This window comes from Nostoc sp. DedSLP03, from assembly GCF_034530815.1.
GTDB lineage: Bacteria > Cyanobacteriota > Cyanobacteriia > Cyanobacteriales > Nostocaceae > Nostoc.
Genome location: NZ_JAVRCK010000005.1, coordinates 154,875 through 170,797, shown reverse-complemented (window position 1 = coordinate 170,797; position 15,923 = coordinate 154,875). Strand labels below are relative to the sequence as shown.

General features: G+C 40.2%; 13 protein-coding genes, 1 tRNA gene and 1 pseudogene. 10 read left to right on the top strand and 5 right to left on the bottom strand.

All coding sequences use genetic code 11. From position 1 onward, the window contains the following. Nucleotides 1-302: 302 nt before the first annotated feature. Together RM368_RS04245 and RM368_RS04240 are read right to left on the bottom strand one after the other, a co-directional pair. On the bottom strand, nt 303-515 hold the full coding sequence (locus tag RM368_RS04245; RefSeq protein WP_099103575.1) for a type II toxin-antitoxin system HicB family antitoxin: 213 nt from the start codon (nt 513-515) through the stop codon (nt 303-305). Next, nucleotides 499-765 carry a type II toxin-antitoxin system HicA family toxin gene (locus tag RM368_RS04240; protein WP_322692890.1) on the bottom strand — a complete coding sequence of 89 codons (267 nt, stop codon included), beginning with the start codon at nt 763-765 and terminating at the stop codon, nt 499-501. The genes RM368_RS04245 and RM368_RS04240 overlap by 17 nt, the downstream gene beginning before the upstream one ends. Nucleotides 766-1,289: 524 nt before the next feature. On the opposite strand from RM368_RS04240, the gene RM368_RS04235 reads away from it, so the two are divergent. Both RM368_RS04235 and RM368_RS04230 read left to right on the top strand, forming a co-directional pair. Then, nucleotides 1,290-2,060, top strand: coding sequence for a pentapeptide repeat-containing protein (locus tag RM368_RS04235; RefSeq protein ID WP_322692889.1), 771 nt, complete (start codon nt 1,290-1,292; stop codon nt 2,058-2,060). Between the two features lie 115 nt (nt 2,061-2,175). Next, on the top strand, nt 2,176-2,799 hold the full coding sequence (locus tag RM368_RS04230; RefSeq protein WP_322692888.1) for a TenA family protein: 624 nt from the start codon (nt 2,176-2,178) through the stop codon (nt 2,797-2,799). A 159-nt stretch (nt 2,800-2,958) separates the two neighbouring features. On the opposite strand, the gene RM368_RS04225 is transcribed toward RM368_RS04230, so the two are convergent. After that, a complete protein-coding gene (locus tag RM368_RS04225; protein ID WP_322692887.1) occupies nt 2,959-4,563 on the bottom strand; it encodes an iron uptake porin in 1,605 nt (534 codons plus the stop codon). A gap of 388 nt (nt 4,564-4,951) precedes the next feature. On the opposite strand from RM368_RS04225, the gene RM368_RS04220 reads away from it, so the two are divergent. The 6 genes and pseudogenes from RM368_RS04220 (at nt 4,952) to RM368_RS04195 (ending at nt 9,259) form a co-directional block, all read left to right on the top strand. Continuing rightward, entirely contained in the window at nt 4,952-5,893 is a 942-nt protein-coding gene (locus tag RM368_RS04220) for a metal ABC transporter substrate-binding protein (RefSeq protein WP_322692894.1), read from the top strand. 148 nt (nt 5,894-6,041) lie between these two features. Continuing rightward, entirely contained in the window at nt 6,042-6,818 is a 777-nt protein-coding gene (locus RM368_RS04215; RefSeq protein WP_322692886.1) for a metal ABC transporter ATP-binding protein, read from the top strand. A gap of 26 nt (nt 6,819-6,844) precedes the next feature. Next, nucleotides 6,845-7,726: a metal ABC transporter permease gene (locus tag RM368_RS04210; protein ID WP_322692885.1), complete on the top strand. Its 882-nt coding sequence runs from the start codon at nt 6,845-6,847 to the stop codon at nt 7,724-7,726. A gap of 74 nt (nt 7,727-7,800) precedes the next feature. After that, nucleotides 7,801-7,873, top strand: a tRNA-Phe gene (locus RM368_RS04205). Between the two features lie 168 nt (nt 7,874-8,041). Further along, nucleotides 8,042-8,731 (top strand): annotated as a pseudogene (locus RM368_RS04200) (Uma2 family endonuclease). Nucleotides 8,732-8,872: 141 nt separating this feature from the next. Further along, nucleotides 8,873-9,259, top strand: a complete 387-nt coding sequence (locus RM368_RS04195) for a hypothetical protein (protein WP_322692884.1) — start codon at nt 8,873-8,875, stop codon at nt 9,257-9,259. 150 nt (nt 9,260-9,409) lie between these two features. On the opposite strand, the gene RM368_RS04190 is transcribed toward RM368_RS04195, so the two are convergent. Beyond that, a complete protein-coding gene (locus RM368_RS04190; protein ID WP_322692883.1) occupies nt 9,410-10,723 on the bottom strand; it encodes a lipid-A-disaccharide synthase in 1,314 nt (437 codons plus the stop codon). 677 nt (nt 10,724-11,400) lie between these two features. Between RM368_RS04190 and RM368_RS04185 the strand changes: the two genes are divergently transcribed. Next, entirely contained in the window at nt 11,401-13,785 is a 2,385-nt protein-coding gene (locus RM368_RS04185; RefSeq protein WP_322692882.1) for an ATP-binding protein, read from the top strand. Nucleotides 13,786-13,895: 110 nt separating this feature from the next. Then, complete coding sequence (locus RM368_RS04180) at nt 13,896-15,197, top strand: response regulator (RefSeq protein ID WP_322692881.1); 1,302 nt, start codon at nt 13,896-13,898, stop codon at nt 15,195-15,197. A gap of 18 nt (nt 15,198-15,215) precedes the next feature. Here RM368_RS04180 and RM368_RS04175 read toward each other — a convergent pair whose 3' ends face one another. Further along, entirely contained in the window at nt 15,216-15,767 is a 552-nt protein-coding gene (locus RM368_RS04175; protein ID WP_322692880.1) for a 2'-5' RNA ligase family protein, read from the bottom strand. Nucleotides 15,768-15,923: the final 156 nt, after the last annotated feature.

The following is a 15,923-nucleotide window of genomic DNA, read 5'->3' as shown; positions in this document are numbered from 1 at the left end:
TAATGCACACCCCGACCCTAACTTAAGGCTAGGTTTTTAAGACTTGTGTATACACGGTAGATTTATAAGGGGGGACTAAGGGAGGTAATTCGACTTGTGGTACAAGCATTTGAGCTGCAATTGACAATATGGGCAATACTGTGTACCCATTCAAATGAGAATCGCTATAACTTAGATACGATAATGGCAGCAGATAGAATTTTTTAGGTCTTTTAGCGAAAATTTTTCCGACCCGTATTTAATGTGGGATTAAATATTTATGATGATGCTAAAAAATCGGTTTAACTTAGTTTGTGTATCAATTAAATGTACATCAAACGTGGTCTAGGCTCAGGAACTGGACGCCCCAAATCTTTAGCAGTTTCTATCCATTCCTGCACAACTAATTCTACATTATGCAGGGCTTCTTGATAAGTATCACCGTCAGCAGCACAGCCTGATAACTCTGGAACTTCAGCAATAAAAGCTCGATCTAATTCACTCCAGTAGAGAATAATTTCATACCGAAACATCATTTTTACTTCCTAGCTTATATTTGAGAATCACTGCCCGAACTTGTTTAATTTGATAATTTTTGGCTTTTCCTTTTTTATGTTGCAGGTTCAATATCTCCTCAACATCGGCTTTGACAAAAATACGATGATCGCCACGAATCCGTTCTTCAAAGCCTAGTGTATATAAAAGTTGCCACAGTTGGGCGAAGGGGATATCTGTATCAGAAGTCCCAGAGATAATTTTGTCTAAGAGTTTGTCTTGCTGACTCACGTTTTTCTGACTGCCTTAATGTTTCTATAGTCTCATATTTATTTAAAATCAGGGTATCCAAAAGCAAATCTATCATTTTGCTCTTGAGTTAAAGCATCCCTGATGATAATGACTAGTCCAGTTATAGGGCAAACTTGAGGCTTGGATACTGTTCTACTAATTGACTTGATTTTAAAAAATACTAATTATTTGGATGTTACAGATGATTTTTTGGAAGCGATATTTTGCAGTGAGTTTAATTTTGTAACATCAGTTTTGTCTTTAGTAAAGTGTATCATTTATCTTGACGAATGATGCTCATTTACCCTTGTTACTGGGGTTATCAATCTTAATATCGGCTCAATTTATACTTTTCCGACTTTTCTATAATCCTTTAGCGTAAGGTTCCACAGGAAAGGTATCACCAATTTATAAGTGATGTAGGCAACTACAGAGGACAAATTATTGAGATTGCTCATATCATAATGCTGAGGTATAAATCTATCTCAGTCAACACTGGCACTGAGTAAAAATATTACACAAATATGAAAAATCAACTTCTAAGTGCAGTTGCATTTTTAACCACGATTAGTTTGACAACGACCGTACAAGCAGCTAATTCTGAACATGTTAAACAGTTATTAGCAACCAAACAATGTCAAAACTGTGATTTGACGAGTGCAGGTTTAGTGATGGCTGACTTATCTGGAGCCAATTTGAGCGGTGCTAATCTCACAGGTGCTAACCTCAGCCGTGCAAACTTGAGCGGTGCAGATTTGCGGGGTGCAAACTTAAGTGGCGCGAGTTTATTTGGCGTTAACCTGAGCGAAGCTAAATTTAATGGGGCAAATTTGACGGGTGCTGATTTGAGAAATACTTATTTAGCAAATGCAGAACTAACTGGCGCTTACTTGAATGGGACTAACTTTCAAGGTGCAGTTGCGATACCATCACAAATTGCTTCACCAGCAGATTTTTATGCTTTGGGTGTAGCAGAAGGGCAAAAAGGCAACCAACAGCAAGCAATCAGTTATTTTAATCAAGCGATCGCAATTAAACCAGAATATGCAGATGCTTATCTTGCTCGTGGTGTCGCTCGTTACCAAATACTAGATAGACAAGGTGCATTCCAGGATGCTCAAGTTGCAGAAAAATTGTTTACATCCCAAAACAACAGCACTGGAACTTTAACAGCCCAAACTTTTATAAAAGAACTGCAAACACCCGTCAATGAGAAGGTAAGTACTGGTAAACCCAGCTTCGTTGACTTTTTGGGAAGTATTGGCTCAGTCTTGCTCAATTTCTTCCCTTTTTAAAGGAGATAATAACAGTTAACAAATACAACTCTTGGAGAGGCTGTTCCGTGGTTCCTGAGCGTAGTCGAAGGGCAGTACAAATGATAAATGACAAATGACAAATGACAAATGACAAATGACTTTATCTAACGAATTATGGGCAGCAAATCAAGACTTAGCCCAAGCTTGCTTAGAGCATCCTTTCGTTCAAGGCATTGGCGATGGTACTCTTGAACAAGCTAAATTTGCTTACTACGTAGGGCAAGATGCTTTTTTCTTAGAAGCTTTTGCCCGTGCCTACAGTATCGCCGCAGCTAAAGCACCAGACTGGTTAGGTTTCACCATATTTCATAATTTAGCGAGTGGAGTTTTAGAAGAACTTCGTCTGCATAGTAGCTATGCTTCTGAATGGGGAGTCAATTTGTATGCTGTAGAACCTGCATCTGCTACCCGCCGCTATACTGATTTTTTGTTAGCAACTGCTTGGAGCAAAGATGTAGGTTTAACTGCTGCGGCGATGTCTCCTTGTATGCGTTTGTATGCCTTTTTAGGAGAAAAATTGGCTGGTGACGGTATTCCTAATCATCAATATGCAGACTGGATTCGTACTTATAGCAGCGCAGATTTTCAACCACTTGCACAACAATTAGAAAATTTGGTTGACAATTATGCCACTACCAACTCTGTTGTGCATTCAACTTATCGTTATGCGATGTTTTGTGAACGCGACTTTTTTCAAGCTGCATGGATGTTCAGTTGAGCAAATTCATATCGAGCAACTTTTTTGACTTTTCCTAACTGTCGAACTCGCACTGTTTTAAGATATCAAGCTGGGTAAAAATGCTAAGTTCTATTTTTAAACCTATACACAAAAAAGACGCAAATTTATCTTTTGCGTCTTCTTTTAAGATTTTAAAAATTAGAAACTGAATGTGGTTCTCAATGCACCAATAACAACATCATCATTATTGTCGTTGTGATCTGGAGATGTTAACCAGATGACTCCAGGAGTAATGGTGATATTGTCACTCACCTTATATTGGTAAAAAGCCTCAACATGATAGGATGTATCAGGATCGCTATCCAACCCTGCAATGTTAGAATTTGTCACTTTCGGCTCCATACCAGCAATGATACCTGCTAAGTTACCTTTTTTACCGAGGTCAGGGAAGCCAAGAGTGACAGCATAGTTCCAAATATCAACGTCTCCGCGGGTTCCTCTCAAGCTTTGGCTGTTGGTGTATCCAGCCCAACCACCCAAGACAATGTTATCAGTGATGCCAATGGATGCTTCGACACCGTAAGAATTACTGGAAAATCCTACTTGATCTTCTGGTAAACCCTGGATAGCTGCTATATTCTGGAAAGTGGCAGCATTACTACCTGTGAGTAGTGGTTGATTGTAGGAATTGATGTAAGTTAAACCGATAGAAATGCGATCGCTTGGTTTAACTGTCAGCTGTGCCAACGCACCATAAGAACCATTAAACAAACCATTATTGGGTGTAGGGTCATTAGCTGTACCACTCAAATACCCTAGACTCAGTGCCAATTTATCGCTGAACTCGTGCGTTACTGCCAACCCCGCGCCATTTATCTGATTATAAATTGGGTTGCGTGTACCAAAGGTGGACAAAGCACCAAAGGAGCCATCACCGTCAAAGAGATTGACAGTACTGGTAATATCATCTGCTGCGGCTGCGTTGACAAGAGCAGTAACCTCTGTTTTTTCACCCAGAGGGAATTTGTAATACAAGGCATCTATAAAAGCATTAGTGGTACCATCCTCGCCAGCAAAAAATAAGTTACCTTCTGGCGTACCAATATTAGGGCTGAGAATATTATCAGCCTGGATTCTGGTGAACAGCGTATCTTTTCCTGTAAAGCTGGTCACGAATTCTATCCGCGCCCGTAACCCTAAAGTTGTATTCTTATCTGTAATTTCCGCACCGTTAACTGTATTTCCTGACAAAACATCGCTAGCGACTGCAACAACTTCTCCTTGCAATTTAGTTGTGGTTGAAAACTGATTCGCCTCCAATTCAGCAGTTCGCGCTTCTACTGTATCCACACGACCTCGCAGTGTCGCCAGTTCGGCGGAAAAATCTTCTTGCAACTTTTGTAATGTGGCTAGATCTTGTTTGTTAACTAAATCGCCAGTGGCTGTCGCAATAAGTTCGTTAACGCGATCCAGACAAGCATTCAAACCAGCAGCAAACTCATATCGCGTTAATGCCCGATTACCGCGATAAGTGCTATTTGGGTATCCTGCAATACAGCCATAGCGCTCAACCAAGGATTGCAATGCTTGAAATGCCCAGTCAGTTGGTTGTACATCAGAAAATTGAGACACGGAGGTAACTTGCGCTTTTGTCTGAACTTTTGTGTCTGGATTAGCTAAAACTTGCACTTGATTGATTTCAGACATACTAGAAGTTTCACCTGCAAATGTAGCAGTATTCACAAATAGCATGACACCGCAGACTGCTGGACTAACTAGCAGATATTTCCAAAATTTTTGCATTTCTCTCCTCACACCGATCTCCAACTCACACCCAAACCACGTTTTTTAAACGTGTATTTTATGAGAATATTTGTCAGCAATCTTATCAGAAGTAAGGAAACTTTTTAACAAAAAAAGTCAAGAAATCCTAATTATTTAGGGAAAACTAAATTGCACAGGGCTGTACCGTCTGAAAAAGTTTTGTTATTACTCATTACACAGCAAACCCAGAATGATATTATGTACTGAGAATGAGAATGAGAATTATTATAGTATAAAGTTGTCAATAGGAATTTTGACAGAGGCAGAGTCAGCATCCGTTTTGGGGGCAAAATACGTGATTGTGAATTGCACAGAAGTTAGAACAGGTAGGCAAAGAAGCGGCATCTTGCCCATAATTGCTCTGCTAATGTTGTCGATGGCTAATGGGTGTAGCCAATCGAATCCAAATCAGGGAACAACTTCCGAACAGTTACCGCAAGCACAAGAAGCTGCTTCTATCCCACAGGCGCAGCCGGGAAAAACTAAAGTAGTAGCGACATTTTTGCCGATATATTTGTTTACTAAGGCAGTAGCTGGGGATGTTGCAGATGTAGAAATTCTAGTACCACCTGGTACGGAGGTACATGAATACCAAGCGACACCAGGAAATGTCAAAGCGATCGCTACTGCTAAGGTGTTAGTGAAAAATGGTTTAGGCTTGGAGGAATTTCTGGAAGGTACTGTCAAAAATGCCCAAAATCCCAAATTAACTGAAATTGATGCAAGTATTGGTATTAAACCCTTAAATGAAATTTCACCTATCGTCAAAACTACGTCAGATGAAAAAGACCACGAACATAGTCAAGGTAATCCTCACGTTTGGTTAGATCCAGTTTTAGCAAAACAGCAGGTAACAAATATTCGAGATGGATTAATTACTGCCGATCCGAGGAACAAAGCTACTTACGAAGCAAATGCTACAGCTTATATTAAAGAATTAGAAAGTTTAAACAGTGAATTTCAGCAGACTTTACAGAAAAATCCCACTTGCACCTTTATTACTTTTCATGATGCATTTCCATATTTAGCTAAACGCTATAACCTCAAACAAGTTGCTGTGGTGCAAATTCCCGAAGATCAACTTTCACCAACAGATGTTCAAAATGCCGTCAGCGCTGTGAAAAAATACAAAGTTAAAGCTTTATTTAGCGAACCAGGAGTAGATAATAAACTGCTGACCAGCCTTTCTAAAGACTTGAAATTAAATTTGCGTACTCTGGATTCTCTAGAAACTGGCGAAACAGATCCACAGCATTATTTCAAGGCAATGAAAGCGAATTTGCAAACTCTAGAAACATCGTGTAAATAGATTAGTCATTTGTTATTTGTCCTTTGTCCTTTGTCATTTGTCCTTTGTCTTTTATTTAAAGTTACTAAGCATAAACCAATGACTAATGACCAATGACCAATGACCAATGACCAATGCCCAATGCCCAATGACCAATGACCAATGATCAATGACTAATGACATTCCTATTTTGAAAGTAGAAGGATTAACTGTTTATCAAGGCAGCTATCTAGCTGTTCGAGATGTTTCCTTTGAATTATTACCAGGAACAGATACAGCCATTGTTGGCCCTAATGGTGCTGGTAAAAGTACCCTGGTAAAAGCGGTTTTAGATTTGATACCTCGAAGTGCTGGGACGATTGAAATCTTGGGTCGTCCAATTTCCAGATTGGGGCATTTACGCCACGCATTGGGCTATATGCCGCAAAACTTCATTTTTGACCGCAGCTTTCCCATTTCTGTCAGCGAATTAGTCGGACTAGGATGGACTAAGGAAGGCAAAAGAAAAAATTCATTTTTCTCCAAGCTGTGGAAACAAGATCGAGAAAAATCGACAGCAGTAACAGAAGCTTTACGACGAACTGATGCTTATCATTTACAGCATCAAGCTATTGGTACTCTTAGTGGCGGTCAACTGAAGCGGGTTTTATTGGCTTATTGTTTGGTAATGTCTCGGAAACTCTTGATATTAGATGAAGCTTTTGCTGGTGTTGATGTGCAAGGTGCAGCAGATTTTTACGCTTTGCTAAATGAATTAAAGCGAGAGGAAGGTTGGACAGTATTACAAGTTTCTCATGATATTGATATGGTAAATCGGCATTGCGATCGCGTGCTTTGCCTGAACCAAAGCATTGTCTGTACTGGTAAGCCAGAAATTGCCCTTTCACCGCAAAACCTGTTAGCAACCTACGGCCCAGGTTTCAGTCGCTACCAGCACCAACATTAAAATAATTCGTAATTAAAGAATGAATTATGCCAGTAATTATAAATTTCTTCAATGATTGTCAGATAAATTGGCTTGCGATCGCTAGTAGTAATGACTTGCTAGAGTTGTTACAACTTGCTTCGATACAGCGTGCGATCGTCGGTGCTGCCTTGATGGGAATACTTGGCGGGATGTTGGGTAGTTTTGTCACTTTGCGCCAGTTATCCTTTTTCAGCCACGCAGTTGGCCATGCGGCATTAGTAGGTGTGGCGTTAGGTGTGCTACTACAAATAAATCCTACTTGGATGTTGTTACCTTTTACCTTAGTTTTTGGGGTTATTGTCCTCTACTTCATCGACAAAACCGACTTAGCAAGCGATAGCGTGCTTAGTATAGTGCTATCTGGGGCATTAGCGATCGGTTTAATTCTCACGAGCCTAATTAAAGGATATCGTGGCAACTTGATGGCTGTACTGTTCGGGGATATTCTAGCGATCGACACCACAGATTTGATTTTGACGCTGCTAGTCCTTGTGGGAGGAAGCATATTTTTACTATCAACTCTGCGACAGCAAATTTTATTGACCCTTAACCCCGATGTCGCCCAAGTTCAAGGCGTTCCCGTCCAATTGTACCGTTACGCTTTTGTGGTCTTGCTTTCACTCGCCGTTGCTGTGGCGATTAAAGCTGTCGGTGTTTTACTGGTGAACGCCTTTTTGGTCATTCCCGCCTCCACCGCCAAACTGATGAGTCACCACTTTAGCCGCTTTCTAGTCATGTCGGTAATAGTTGGTTCCATTAGCAGCATTGCTGGGATCGTTGTCTCAGGTATTTTCAACCTTGCTTCTGGGCCAAGTATTGTTCTTGTCCAGTTTCTCCTATTTGTAGCCGTTTTCATCTGGTTTAAGTTCAGTTTGAAAGCTACATAACTATTTTTCTCCAAAGACTTGCTATATTATTTTATCTTTGCTACATTGATTAATCGTGGCTCACAAAAGCCCCAGCCGGGATAGCTCAGTTGGTAGAGCAGAGGACTGAAAATCCTCGTGTCACCGGTTCAAGTCCGGTTCCTGGCATAGAATACAGATAAAAAGACTTCTGGCATAAGGTATAAGCAAAAGAGTTGCCTGCAAGTTATTTTTAGCTGGGGTCGAGAACGCTATTAGAATGCGTTCCTTCCCTACATTCTTGGCAAGTTGAATTTATCTATAATCAAAGAAACCGAAGCCACCGCGGTAATAGTCATGCTGTCAGAAAATCTTAAAGTCGTTGGGCTTCCAAGCACTGACGAACTAGCCTGCTCGGACGATATACCTGTGGATAATGAGGATCAAAATTTTCTGCCCAACATTCTACTGTTCCTATTAACCTCGATTTGGGCAACGCGCACCGATTGGTTTTTCGGCGTAGACATGGCAATCTACCACACTACAGGGGCTAATGCGAGAGTCCCCATAGTACCAGACGGGTTTCTGAGTTTGGGAGTCGATCGCAAAAAAGGTGGTAAATCGCGTAGAAGTTACGCTGTCTGGGAAGAAAATGAGGTAGTACCGATACTAACATTGGAGATGGTATTCCATTCCCCAGGAAGTGAATACGACGAAAAGTTAGAAATTTATCGGAAACTTGGCGTACTTTACTACATTATTTACAACCCCGAATATTGGCAACGCGATCGACACTAACCATTTGAAATTTACAAATTGGTAGATAAAAATTATCAATTACAAATTGGCGAACCTTATTGGATGCCAGAGGTAGGTTTAGGAATTGGACGACATCAAGGTGTTATTGGTGGAATTGGTCAGGAATTTCTATTTTGGTATGACGAACAAGGAAATCGGTATTTAACGGCAGAAGAAAAAGCAGAAAAGTTTGCACAGCATTTACGTTCTCTTGGTATCGACCCCGATAATTTACCCAGCAATCCGTAAATTAGGTTTGCTTCAAGCTAAAAAGCGGGAATTTGTTAAGTAGTTGAAATCTTGTCAGCTTTTATGCTTAAAATTGCACAAGAGGTTTATTTAGCATCTACTCACAGCTAAAGTTAACCCTTTGCAGGACTCACCTAAGCAATGCTGACTGAAATTTTACCTTTCCGTTTTGAGTTAGACACGATCGCGATCGCTGGAGCGAGTTTGTGGTCATTGGCGCTATATCTAGGTTTTTCCAAAGTCAATGAATGGGTAATCGAGCAACTCAATCGCTGGTTTAACTTTGCCGAGCGATCGCTCTACACCAGCCAGTCAGAATTTGAAAAGACTCGTAAAGCCAGAGAATCCCAAAACGCTTTCTACGCTTCACTGTTTAGCATTGTGCCTTTTTTGGTAGTTGGCGCTTTATTTAACTGGGGTGTAGAACTCAGTTTAGGGCCTAGTTGGGGAATCAGCTTAGGTATACTTGCGTGTATTAGTTGTGGCATTTTTGAACTGGGACGACGCAATGGCGAATCTTCAGATTAATTGTGGCTATACCTTTTCGATTTTTTGATTGGTTGACCGTTTATCGTGACGTGTTTGTTACTTATAAAGCCAGTTTGGGCTACATTTGGGCTTAATTTTTGTCCTAAGTCCCACTATTAAAAATTCCAATTAAATTCTGCCGAACTGTTCCTACTTGCCAATTTCCTCACCAACAATCTGTGCTATCTTCTGCGCTGCACCGCTTTCACCGCGAATATTACGGAGTTTAGCGCGCATATCATCCAATTTTTCTGAATTCGCCAAAAAATCTAAAACCATATCCCCAACTTCTTGTGGTTGAAGTTTACCCATAAGTTCTGGGACTATCTCTTCTTGTGCCCAGATATTTGGCCATGCTAATAAACCTTTGCGTCTCACAAATCTCAGAAATGACCAATTAATTACCTTAGCGCATAGCGTACCGACTACTGGCAGATTTGCCAACAATCCAGGTAAACCATCCCAAGAACGCATAGCGTCAAGTTGCTGCGTTGGTAGTAAAACAATCATTGGCACTCCTAAAGCACCAAGTTCAGCAGTGTTTGCTCCCACCGTAGTCAAGCAGATACAGCACTGGGATAATAAGTGATATGCAGGGTTTTCTTGCCACAGTTCCACAGTTAAGCCCGTTGCAGTTTTGAGCAATGCCTTGCCTTGAGCATCTTCTGGGATAATTAAGGAAGCACCGCCAAAGCCAAAGATTTCAGCAATAGAGTTCTTTTGGAGATTGGCAAAACTAGCTAAAGTTGGTAAATCCAAAGTTGGAGCTACAGGAATCACAAATCTGATTTGCGGTCTTTTTGCATGAATGTATTCGGCAATAGCTAAACATAATGGTACTCCTTGGGCTAATTTTGCTGCTTTTGAACCAGGGAGTAAACCAATCAATTCAGTCTTTTGTTCTACCTTCTGAGAAACTGTTGACGCGTCTGTGTCATTAGTCATTTGTCCTTTGTCGTTTGCTAAGGACAAATGACTACTAGCTTCTAGCATCAAATCGCCGACAACAGTGAATTTCTGAGCATATTTTGCTGGGACTTTGGCTGCTACTTCGGGTTTCATCACGCCAAAGCGATCGATCCAGTTATGCCATCTGGCTTCCCATTCGGCGTAAACAACTGTGCGATATCCGAGCTTTTTGCCTATAATCACTGGAAAAATTTGATCGCCGCCCAAAAAAACGATAACACCGCGACTTCTCCAATCCCAATTTTCAAATGTTTTACCCCAAAGCAAAAATTGCCAAAAATGTTCTGCTCCCTGAACTCTATCTACTTCGGGGTAAGAAAGAGCGATCGCTGCTTCTTTACCACTGGCATTTGAGCAAGGCGATAATACCACAGAAATTCTCACTACAGAACGGTCATCCCCTAGTTCTTGCCGCAACGCCTTTACTACTGGACGCACCCAGGTTGTTACTTCACCTGGGCCATTTGAAAGGATCAGAATATCTACTTGAGTCATTAGTCAAAAGGTAAGTATTACCTAATTCGTTGTTATGTTACAGGTATCTACTCTAGCTTGTTAATGAGATTTGATAATCTCTTTCACATTCAATTTGCATAGAGTCGGCAGTCATTTAATCGCTACCACTGTCAATACTGTTCGCTTTGTGCATTTTTAACTCGGCATTGGGTTTGGGGAAAAGGTTAAAGGGTAAAGGTTAAAGGTTTTTTCTTTCCCTCTTTCCCCTTCCCCCCAAAACTCGACAAATATTGCTACCACTGTTACCTAGATGGCGACTCTTGGCTTTCGCCTGTTACAAAATAAGCCAGATTTTTGATTTTAAATACCTATTTAACTAAATAAAGCTGACTATTTACGGATACTGAAACATCAGTAATATTATCTAATTTATCAAGAAAAATATAGCGATAAATTTAATTATTATATTTTCGATAAAATGTATTTTTTGAACTTACCCGACGATCGGCCTATACATACTTCACAATACAGGTCTTTAAAGGATGGTTAGCAAAGTTTAGGGTATTGACAATCTTAGCTATGGGTAACAATCATAGCTGCAATTATTAATAATTTTTTGGGCAATCTAAATATAGCCCTTTTTTTGCTTATAAAACCCATTAGTTTAAAGGGTTAACCCTGCGATCGAAGGCAACTCCAGCCCATCTGACACCAAAATGTATTCTTCACGGAATTTACCAATCCGATTTATTATTGGCGGCACTACTCTTATTGTGAGTATTTCTGCTTATTTTAGCTATCAGGCTGCTCGGAAAATAACGCTACAAGACTTGAGAGGAAAAGCTTTTTTAGAAGTACAGAGAGGAGTTGATGAAATTGAGGAGTGGTTACATATTCGCAAAGTCGAGGTACAAACCCTTGCTCATACTTCAACTGTACGCTCCTTAAACTGGTCTTTAGCAGAACCTTATTTAAAGTCAGAAGTTGAGCGGATCGATGAATTTTTCTTTTTCCAAATAGTTACCCCGGATGGTTCGTATTCTAATACTAAGGTTGGTCGATCAAATAAGAATATTAAGGATCGAGACTACTTTCAAAAAGCATTAGCGGGAAAAAGCAACATTTCCGATCCCTTTATCAGCCGTTCCACAGGTATTCCTTTAATTGCGATCGCCACTCCAATCTGGTCTGATTCTCCTACCAATCGTTCACCGATTGGGGTTTTCCACGGCAATGTTAAAGTCGATCGCATTGCAAAGGTGGTCAACTCTTTGCACTACGGCAAGAACAGCTATGCATTCGCCCTCAATTCCCAAGGAGAAGCGATCGTCTATCCCAACTCAACGTTAATGTCAACGTTAGAAAAACCTGCACCCAGCCTGCTGAAAATTTCAGATCGCAATTTAAATGCGATCGCGCAGCGAATGGTAATAAAACAACAGGGAATTCAGTTGATGGAAATTGACGGCACTAAAAAGTATGTTGCTTATGTGCCGTTACAAGAAGCTAATTGGTCTGTGGCTTTGGTAATTCCGCGCCAAAACATTGAATCTCGGCTACGATTCCTCGATCTGATTGCCCTAATTGTGGGCGGATTGACAGCGATTATCGTCACTGTCTTGTGGCAGGTACAAGCTTTTGAACAAGCTCAACTGAAAAAATCTAAAGTAGCGGCTGATACTGCAAACCGGGCTAAGAGCGAATTTTTAGCCAACATGAGCCATGAACTGCGAACGCCCTTGAATGGTATTTTGGGTTGCGCTCAAATTTTGCTGCGTTCCAAAGCTTTGCCAGAGTCAGAACAATATCATGTAAACATTATTGAACAGTGTGGCTCTCATCTACTGACTTTAATTAATGACATTTTGGATCTTTCCAAAATTGAAGCACGAAAACTAGAACTGAATCCTCAAGATGTGCATTTTCCGTCTTTTTTACAGGGTATTGTCGAAATTTGTCAGATTCGGGCAGAACAAAAAGGCATTTTGTTTGTCTATGAACCTACAAGCAACTTACCTACAGGGGTTCATGTCGATGTCAAAAGGTTACGTCAGGTTCTTTTGAATCTGCTGGGAAATGCCATTAAATTTACCGATGAAGGTAAAGTTAGCTTCGAGGTTGAGGTAATCGATCGACTGACTGCTGATGAACAGACAGAGAAATATCGCATTCACTTTAGTGTAAAAGATACAGGAATTGGCATAACTCCAACTCAATTGGGCAGCATTTTTTTGCCATTTGAACAAGTAGGTGAAAAAAAGCATCAGATAGAAGGGACGGGGCTGGGTTTAGCTATTACTCGGCAGTTGGTGCAGATGATGGGTAGCGATATCCACGTTAAAAGTGAGATCGGTCAGGGTAGTACTTTCTGGTTTGAAATTGCGATCGCCCAAGCCAGCGAATGGGTACAGTCTGCGATGGCTGTATCCAAGGGACAAATCATTGGCTTTGCAGGTAGTCCCCGCACCATCTTGATGGTGGACGATCGCTGGGAGAATCGCACAGTAATTACAAATTTACTGCAACCATTGGGTTTCAAAGTGGTTGAAGCCAGCAACGGTAAAGAAGGTTTAGAAAAAGCGATCGCCCTGAAACCAGACCTAGTGATTACAGATTTGCTGATGCCAGAAATGGATGGGTTTGAATTGATTAAACACCTGCGTCATACCCCAGATATCCACGATGTCAAGATTATTGTCTCTTCTGCTAGTGTCTTTGAAGCCGACCAACATCGCAGTCTGCAAGCAGGAGGTGACACCTTTTTGAGCAAACCTGTACAGGCAAATGAATTACTGCATCAATTAGAGTGCAATTTAGGTTTGACATGGATTTACCAGCAATCTGAGGAACAAAAAATTAATTCTTCGCCTACAACACTTGATAGTTCACCAGATAAATTGACTCCTCCTTCCCCCGATGTCTTGCAAGAATTGATGAATTTAGCTAGTAAAGGTAACTTCAATGACATTTTAAAATGGGCAGATAAACTAGAGGAAACAGACGCAAAATTCACTCCTTTTGCTAACCAATTGCGGCAGCTAGCGAGGCAGTTTGATGAAGATTTAATCCTTACTTTTTTGAGCGAAAACTCAAAGGATTAATTTTCTAAAATTTATTTATGGGAATTTTATGCCGTGAATTTTGAATTGGGAGTATTCTTTGTTAGCGTTTTGCAAAGAAGCAACGTGAATCAATATAGGATAGAAATTTTATGACAGTAACTATAGGCAATCAAAAAAATTCCCTAAATAGCGATCCGAGCAGAGGAATTATTTTAGTCGTGGACGATAACCCTGCTAACTTACAAGTTTTATCGAGCTTTTTGGATCAGTCTAGTTTTGAAGTTTGGGCAGCACGCAGTGGTGAAAAAGCCATTCAGAGATTAGATAATGATAATTTACCTGATTTAATCTTGCTTGATATCATGATGCCGGGTATTGATGGGTTTGAAACTTGTAAATACCTCAAAAGTGAAAGCAATCCTCGTGTCCGGGATATTCCGATCATTTTTATGACTGCTCTTTCAGATACTGCTGACAAAGTTAAAGGATTGCAATTAGGCGCCGTAGATTATATTACTAAACCTTTTCAGTATGAAGAGGTCTTGGTGCGAATAGAGCATCAACTGAAGCTGAAAAAGTTGACGAAAATCTTGATTGACAAAAACGCCGAATTACAACAGATTCAAACCCAACTGATTCAAGCAGAAAAGGTCGCAACCTTGGGTCAAATGACAGCAGGAATTGCTCATGAAGTAAATAATCCCATAAACTTTATTGCTGGTAACTTGAATTTTATTGAAGAGTATTTCCAAGAAGTTATTAATTTGCTCGAGTTATATCAGAAGTATCTACCCGATCCTCCAGATGAAATTCAAAATGCTATTAAAACAAAAGATATCAATTATGTATTAAATGATTTATCCAAAATTATTCAATCTATGCAGATAGGTACAGCTCGCGTTACAGAAATTGTGTCATCCTTGAATAAGTTCTCTCGACATGGAGAAGCAGGTAAAAAATTAGCTAACCTGCATGAAGGTTTAGAAACTACGCTACTCATTCTTGGACATCGACTTAAAGCAAATGGTCATCGTCCAGCAATTAAATTAATCAAAGAATATGGAGAATTACCACTTGTTGAGTGCTATCTAGGCGAACTAAATCAGGTTTTTATGAATTTGATTAGTAATAGTATTGATGCAATTGAAGAAATCCAAAAAACTCAACATTTTGATGAAAATTTTCGACATATTGGGATGATTTGGATTAAAACTGAAGCAATTGGAGAGCGAGTTATTCTTAGAATTGCAGACAATGGCTCAGGAATCAGTGAAGCAAATCGGACAAAGATATTCGAGGCTTTTTATACTACAAAAGTCATCGGTAAAGGAACAGGACTAGGTTTGTCTATTGCTTACCAAATTGTAGTTAACAATCACCACGGTAAGGTAGATTGCCATTCAACACCAGGTGAGGGTACCGAGTTTGTGATTGAATTACCTATTCGATAAATTAGAATCCCAACAAGCTCAATTACTACCAGAGAAAAAAGCAAACTCTCGTTTAATATTCCAACGCTTCCCGTCGTGAAGCAGCAAGGTTAATTTGTCAGCAGTAAACTCAAAATGCAACTGACGATTTTCAAATTCTGGCCAAGCAGCTTTAAAATTCTGCTTTGTTAAATCCCGAAATGCAACCGTTAAATGAGGTGCAAAAGAGCGGGTTTTAGAAACCTTATCAACAATTCTCAAGTTGCTTTCTGTATAAGCGATTAAATCAGCTTGCAAAGTTAAAAGCTCTTGACTTTTGACGACATTAATGTACATAACACGAGGTACAAAGGCATCAAACCCTTTAAGTGTAATTGCTACTGGCTGTTGTCCACTGGCAAACTCCTTCAAAGATGCTTCTAATAGTGGCAAGTTAGCATCTGCCCATTCAAAGGGCGGTTGCAGGGTAATATGAGGCGGAGACTTTAGCGCCCCGCTACTAGCATAGCGTGAGGCAAAGTACTGCTTAATCTCGTTGGCGTAGTCTTGAATATCTTGTGGTGGTAGGAGGGCGATAAAAAAACGGCTCATTCAATTTGAGATTTTGGATTTGAGATTTTGGATTATGAAATCATTGCTGTTGAGTATTGAACGGCAAACGCTCAAAGGATATTACAGATATAGCGGTGCGTTAGGCTAAAGCAATAACGCACTTCACTTAAAATTTATTGTATTTGATACTCTGAA

Excerpts from the sequence above, each read along its gene's own strand:
- RM368_RS04210 (WP_322692885.1), top strand. The coding sequence starts at position 6,845 with ATGCCAGTAATTATAAATTTCTTCAATGATTGTCAGATAAATTGGCTT.
- RM368_RS04220 (WP_322692894.1), top strand. The coding sequence starts at position 4,952 with ATGTTGTCGATGGCTAATGGGTGTAGCCAATCGAATCCAAATCAGGGA.
- RM368_RS04185 (WP_322692882.1), top strand. The coding sequence starts at position 11,401 with ATGTATTCTTCACGGAATTTACCAATCCGATTTATTATTGGCGGCACT.
- RM368_RS04190 (WP_322692883.1), bottom strand. The coding sequence starts at position 10,723 with ATGACTCAAGTAGATATTCTGATCCTTTCAAATGGCCCAGGTGAAGTA.
- RM368_RS04225 (WP_322692887.1), bottom strand. The coding sequence starts at position 4,563 with ATGCAAAAATTTTGGAAATATCTGCTAGTTAGTCCAGCAGTCTGCGGT.
- RM368_RS04175 (WP_322692880.1), bottom strand. The coding sequence starts at position 15,767 with ATGAGCCGTTTTTTTATCGCCCTCCTACCACCACAAGATATTCAAGAC.
- RM368_RS04230 (WP_322692888.1), top strand. The coding sequence starts at position 2,176 with ATGACTTTATCTAACGAATTATGGGCAGCAAATCAAGACTTAGCCCAA.
- RM368_RS04235 (WP_322692889.1), top strand. The coding sequence starts at position 1,290 with ATGAAAAATCAACTTCTAAGTGCAGTTGCATTTTTAACCACGATTAGT.
- RM368_RS04215 (WP_322692886.1), top strand. The coding sequence starts at position 6,042 with ATGACTAATGACATTCCTATTTTGAAAGTAGAAGGATTAACTGTTTAT.
- RM368_RS04245 (WP_099103575.1), bottom strand. The coding sequence starts at position 515 with ATGATGTTTCGGTATGAAATTATTCTCTACTGGAGTGAATTAGATCGA.
- RM368_RS04180 (WP_322692881.1), top strand. The coding sequence starts at position 13,896 with ATGACAGTAACTATAGGCAATCAAAAAAATTCCCTAAATAGCGATCCG.
- RM368_RS04195 (WP_322692884.1), top strand. The coding sequence starts at position 8,873 with ATGCTGACTGAAATTTTACCTTTCCGTTTTGAGTTAGACACGATCGCG.